Origin of the sequence: Pseudomonas sp. (assembly GCF_050739995.1) — a bacterium.
Taxonomy (GTDB): Bacteria; Pseudomonadota; Gammaproteobacteria; order Pseudomonadales; family Pseudomonadaceae; genus Aquipseudomonas.
Window position 1 is genome coordinate 1 of record NZ_JBOICG010000293.1, and the last position, 4,304, is coordinate 4,304.

Consider the following 4,304-nt stretch of genomic DNA (forward strand, 5'->3'; position numbering starts at 1 on the left):
GGCATCACCGCACTCGCCCAGCCTACCGACGCCATTGGCGCCACTGCATTCGACTGCCTGCTCAGGCGCTTGCGTGGCGATACCGAACCGACGCGCACCCTGGATTTCCTGCCCGAACTGATCATCCGAGGCTCCACCCAATCCCATGTGGGAGCTGGCTTGCCTGCGATGGCGATGGATCAGTCAGCCGTGTATTGACTGAAAAACTGCTATCGCAGGCAAGCCAGCTCCCACAGATTTAATTTGCGCTTAAAAATGAAACCGGTTTCAGAGGTAAACAACAATGCATAAATACCCCGTCTCCATCAGCCTATCCAGCTACGGCGCCGACCTGGTGCGCCAACAGGGCCAATTGAGTTTTGTCGAGCTGCTCGCCGCTGCCGGTGCCCAGCGCATCGAATGGCGTGAAGAACTGTTGACCCACGAGCAACCTGCCGAACTGGCTCAAGCAGCGGCGCAACACCAGTTGGAATCGGTGTTCTCATCGCCCTTGGAACTCTGGGTCGCCGGACGCGCCCAGCCCAACTCGGAACTGACCGCCACCCTCGACCGTGCCCAGGCGTTTGGCTCGCGATGGCTCAAGGTATCGCTGGGCTACTTCACTGATACCAACGACCTGCAAAGCCTGAACGCCCTGCTCAATCGTCACTCGGTTCACCTGTTGGTAGAGAACGACCAGACCCTGCACGGCGGGCGCATCGAGCCCATGCAGCGTTTCTTCACCGAAGTCGAGCGCCTGGGCCTGCCGGTCAAGATGACCTTCGACATCGGCAACTGGCAGTGGCAGGACCAGTCCGCCCTCACGGCGGCACGCCTGCTCGGACGGCACGTGGACTACCTGCATTGCAAGGCCGTGGCCCGCCGCCAGGACGGCAAGCTCGTCGCCCTGCCACCCGGCATCACCGACCTGCATCTGTGGGAACAACTGCTCAAGCACATGACTCAAGGTATTACCCGGGCCGTAGAATTCCCGCTGCAAGGTGATGACCTGATCCTGGTCACCACGCAACAGGTCGCCGCCCTCGCCGTCCTTGGCCAGCCCCGCATGGAGAATGCCCATGTCTGAGATCGACATCCTCTCGTTTGGCGAAACCATGGCGATGTTCGTCGCCGAGCAGGCCGGCGACCTGGCGCAAGTGGCGCAGTTTCACAAGCGCATTGCCGGCGCCGACAGCAATGTAGCCATCGGCTTGTCACGCCTGGGCTTCAAGGTGGCCTGGCTGAGTCGGGTGGGCAATGATTCCCTGGGCCGCTTTGTGGTCGATACATTGAAAAAGGAAGGCCTGGATTGCCGTCACGTGGCGGTCGATCCGCAACACCCTACGGGCTTTCAGTTCAAGTCCCGTGAAGAGACCGGCGCCGATCCCCAGGTCGAGTACTTCCGCAAAGGTTCGGCCGCCAGCCACTTGTCCATCGCCGCCATCAGCCCCGCGTTACTGCAAGCGCGTCACCTGCACGCCACCGGCATTCCACCCGCGCTGTCCGACGTCACCCGGGAACTGTCCCACGAGCTGATGACGCAGATGCGCAAGGCTGGACGCAGCGTGTCGTTCGACCCCAACCTGCGCCCGTCGTTGTGGCCAAGCCAGTCGCAGATGATCCGCGAAATCAACGCCCTCGCCGCCCTGGCCGACTGGGTGTTGCCAGGTTTGAGTGAAGGCCGTTTGCTCACCGGCCTCGATGACCCGGCCGACATCGCGGCCTTTTACCTCGACCAAGGCGCCGAGGCTGTGGCGATCAAGCTCGGGGCGGATGGCGCTTACTACCGGACCCAGATGGACCAAGGTTTTATCGCCGCAGTCCCCGTGGAAAACGTGGTGGATACCGTGGGCGCCGGCGATGGTTTTGCCGTGGGCATGGTCAGTGCCCTGCTGGAAAACCTCAGCTTCCCCGAAGCCGTGCAGCGCGGTAACTGGATCGGCAGCCGTGCCGTGCAGAGCCGTGGAGATATGGAAGGTTTGCCATTCAGGGAAGACCTGCCCTTGGTACAGAAAGCGGGCTAATCAAAGGGGCTGCTTCGCAGCCCAGCGCGGGGCAAGCCCGCTCACTACAACCTGTTGCCACAACTACAACAAGCTCAGGAGCAACCCCATGGACACCTTGAAACTCGCCACCCGCCGTTGGTGGTACATCATGCCCATCGTTTTTGTCACCTACAGCCTGGCGTATCTGGACCGCGCCAACTACGGCTTCGCCGCCGCCTCCGGGATGGCCGAAGACCTGATGATCACCCCCGGCATGTCGTCGTTGCTGGGCGCGCTGTTTTTCCTCGGCTACTTTTTCTTCCAGGTGCCGGGGGCGATCTATGCGCAGAAGCGCAGCGTTAAAAAGCTGATCTTTGTCAGCCTGATCCTGTGGGGTGGCCTGGCGACCCTGACGGGTGTGGTGTCCAACGCCTACATGCTGATCGCCATCCGCTTCATGCTCGGCGTGGTGGAGGCGGCGGTGATGCCGGCGATGCTGGTGTACCTGTGCCACTGGTTCACCCGTGCCGAACGCTCCCGCGCCAACACCTTCCTGATCCTCGGCAACCCAGTGACCATGCTGTGGATGTCAGTGGTCTCGGGCTATCTGGTGCAGCACTTCAGCTGGCGCTGGATGTTCATCATCGAAGGCTTGCCGGCAGTGATCTGGGCGTTTATCTGGTGGAAGCTGGCCGACGAGCGCCCCAAGGATGCCAAATGGCTCAGTGATAGCGAGAAACAGGACCTGGAAAGCGCCCTGGCCGCCGAACAGGTGGGCATCAAGGCGGTGAAGAACTACGCCGAGGCCTTCCGCTCGCCCAAAGTGATCGTGCTAGCGCTGCAGTTCTTTTGCTGGAGCATCGGCGTGTACGGCTTTGTGCTGTGGTTGCCGTCGATTCTCAAGGCCGGATTGCAGATGGACATGGTCGAAGCCGGCTGGCTCTCCGCCCTGCCGTACCTGGCGGCGGTGATCGGCATGCTCGTGGTGTCCTGGGGCTCGGACAAGCTGCAAAAACGCAAGCGCTTCGTGTGGCCACCGTTGCTGATTGCATCTATCGCGTTCTACGGCTCCTACGCGCTAGGTGCCGAACATTTCTGGTGGTCCTACACCTTGCTGGTGATTGCCGGGGCCTGCATGTATGCACCCTACGGTCCGTTCTTCGCCATCGTCCCGGAAATCCTGCCAGCCAACGTCGCCGGCGGCGCCATGGCGCTGATCAACAGCATGGGCGCCCTGGGCTCGTTCGGCGGTTCGTACCTGGTGGGCTACCTCAATAGCAGCACCGGCTCGCCCGGCGCTTCGTACCTGCTGATGAGCGGTGCGCTGCTGCTGTCAGTGGTGTTGACGATTTTCCTCAAGCCCGGCGCCAGTGATCGCGTACGGATGCCAACCCTGGAGTTGAAGGTAAAAACCTCATGAAAAAGTCTGTCGTGCTATACAAAAAACTCTCTGCGCCGCTGATGGCACGCCTGCAGGAACAGGCCGATGTCACCTTGATCGAAGCCCTGGACGACACCGGCCTCGCCAAATTGCGTGATGCGCTGCCTACCGCCCAAGGTCTGCTGGGCGCCAGCCTGCGCCTGGACGCCAAGCTGCTGGACCTGGCGCCCAACCTGCAAGCCGTGGCCAGCGTCTCGGTAGGCGTCGACAACTACGACATCGACTACCTGACCCAGCGCGGCATCCTGCTCAGCAACACCCCGGATGTGCTCACCGAAACCACTGCCGACACCGGCTTTGCGTTAATCCTGGCCACCGCACGCCGCGTGGTCGAACTGGCGGACATGGTACGCGCCGGCCAATGGAGCAAGAACATCGGCCCTGCGCACTTCGGCACCGACGTGCATGGCAAGACCCTGGGAATCATCGGCATGGGCCGCATCGGCGAAGCCCTGGCCCAGCGTGGGCATTTCGGCTTCGGCATGCCGGTGATCTACCACAGCCATTCGCCCAAGCCAGCGGTGGAAGCACGCTTTGGCGCGCAATACCGCAGCTTGAATGACTTGCTGCAAGAAGCTGACTTTGTTTGCCTGACCCTGCCGCTGACGGCCGAAACCGAGAAGCTGATCGGTGCCGAGGCGTTTGCACGCATGGGCCCGGAGACGATCTTTATCAACATCTCGCGAGGCAAGGTGGTGGACGAAGCCGCGTTGGTGCAAGCGTTGCAGCAACGCACTATCCGGGCGGCCGGGCTGGACGTGTTCGAGCGTGAGCCGCTGAACCACGACTCACCGTTGCTGCGTTTGAACAATGTGGTGGCCACGCCGCACATCGGCTCTGCGACCCATGAGACACGGGAGGCGATGGCCAAGTGTGCGGTGGATAATCTGTTGCAGGCG

5 protein-coding genes are annotated in these 4,304 nt (G+C 61.8%); all 5 read left to right on the forward strand.

Going from position 1 to position 4,304, the window contains the following annotated elements; all coding sequences use genetic code 11:
* A partial coding sequence (locus ACRESD_RS09995; protein WP_431750764.1) for a substrate-binding domain-containing protein occupies positions 1 to 198 on the forward strand: 198 nt, incomplete at its 5' end.
* Positions 199 to 283: 85 nt separating this feature from the next.
* Positions 284 to 1,066 (forward strand): sugar phosphate isomerase/epimerase family protein, encoded by a 783-nt coding sequence (locus ACRESD_RS10000; protein ID WP_431750765.1) that lies wholly within the window; start codon positions 284 to 286, stop codon positions 1,064 to 1,066.
* Positions 1,059 to 2,003 (forward strand): sugar kinase, encoded by a 945-nt coding sequence (locus tag ACRESD_RS10005; protein WP_431750766.1) that lies wholly within the window; start codon positions 1,059 to 1,061, stop codon positions 2,001 to 2,003. The genes ACRESD_RS10000 and ACRESD_RS10005 overlap by 8 nt, the downstream gene beginning before the upstream one ends.
* An 88-nt stretch (positions 2,004 to 2,091) precedes the next feature.
* Positions 2,092 to 3,384: an MFS transporter gene (locus tag ACRESD_RS10010; RefSeq protein WP_431750767.1), complete on the forward strand. Its 1,293-nt coding sequence runs from the start codon at positions 2,092 to 2,094 to the stop codon at positions 3,382 to 3,384.
* On the forward strand, positions 3,381 to 4,304 hold a 924-nt coding region (locus ACRESD_RS10015), incomplete at its 3' end, for a 2-hydroxyacid dehydrogenase (protein WP_431750768.1). The genes ACRESD_RS10010 and ACRESD_RS10015, both read left to right, overlap by 4 nt.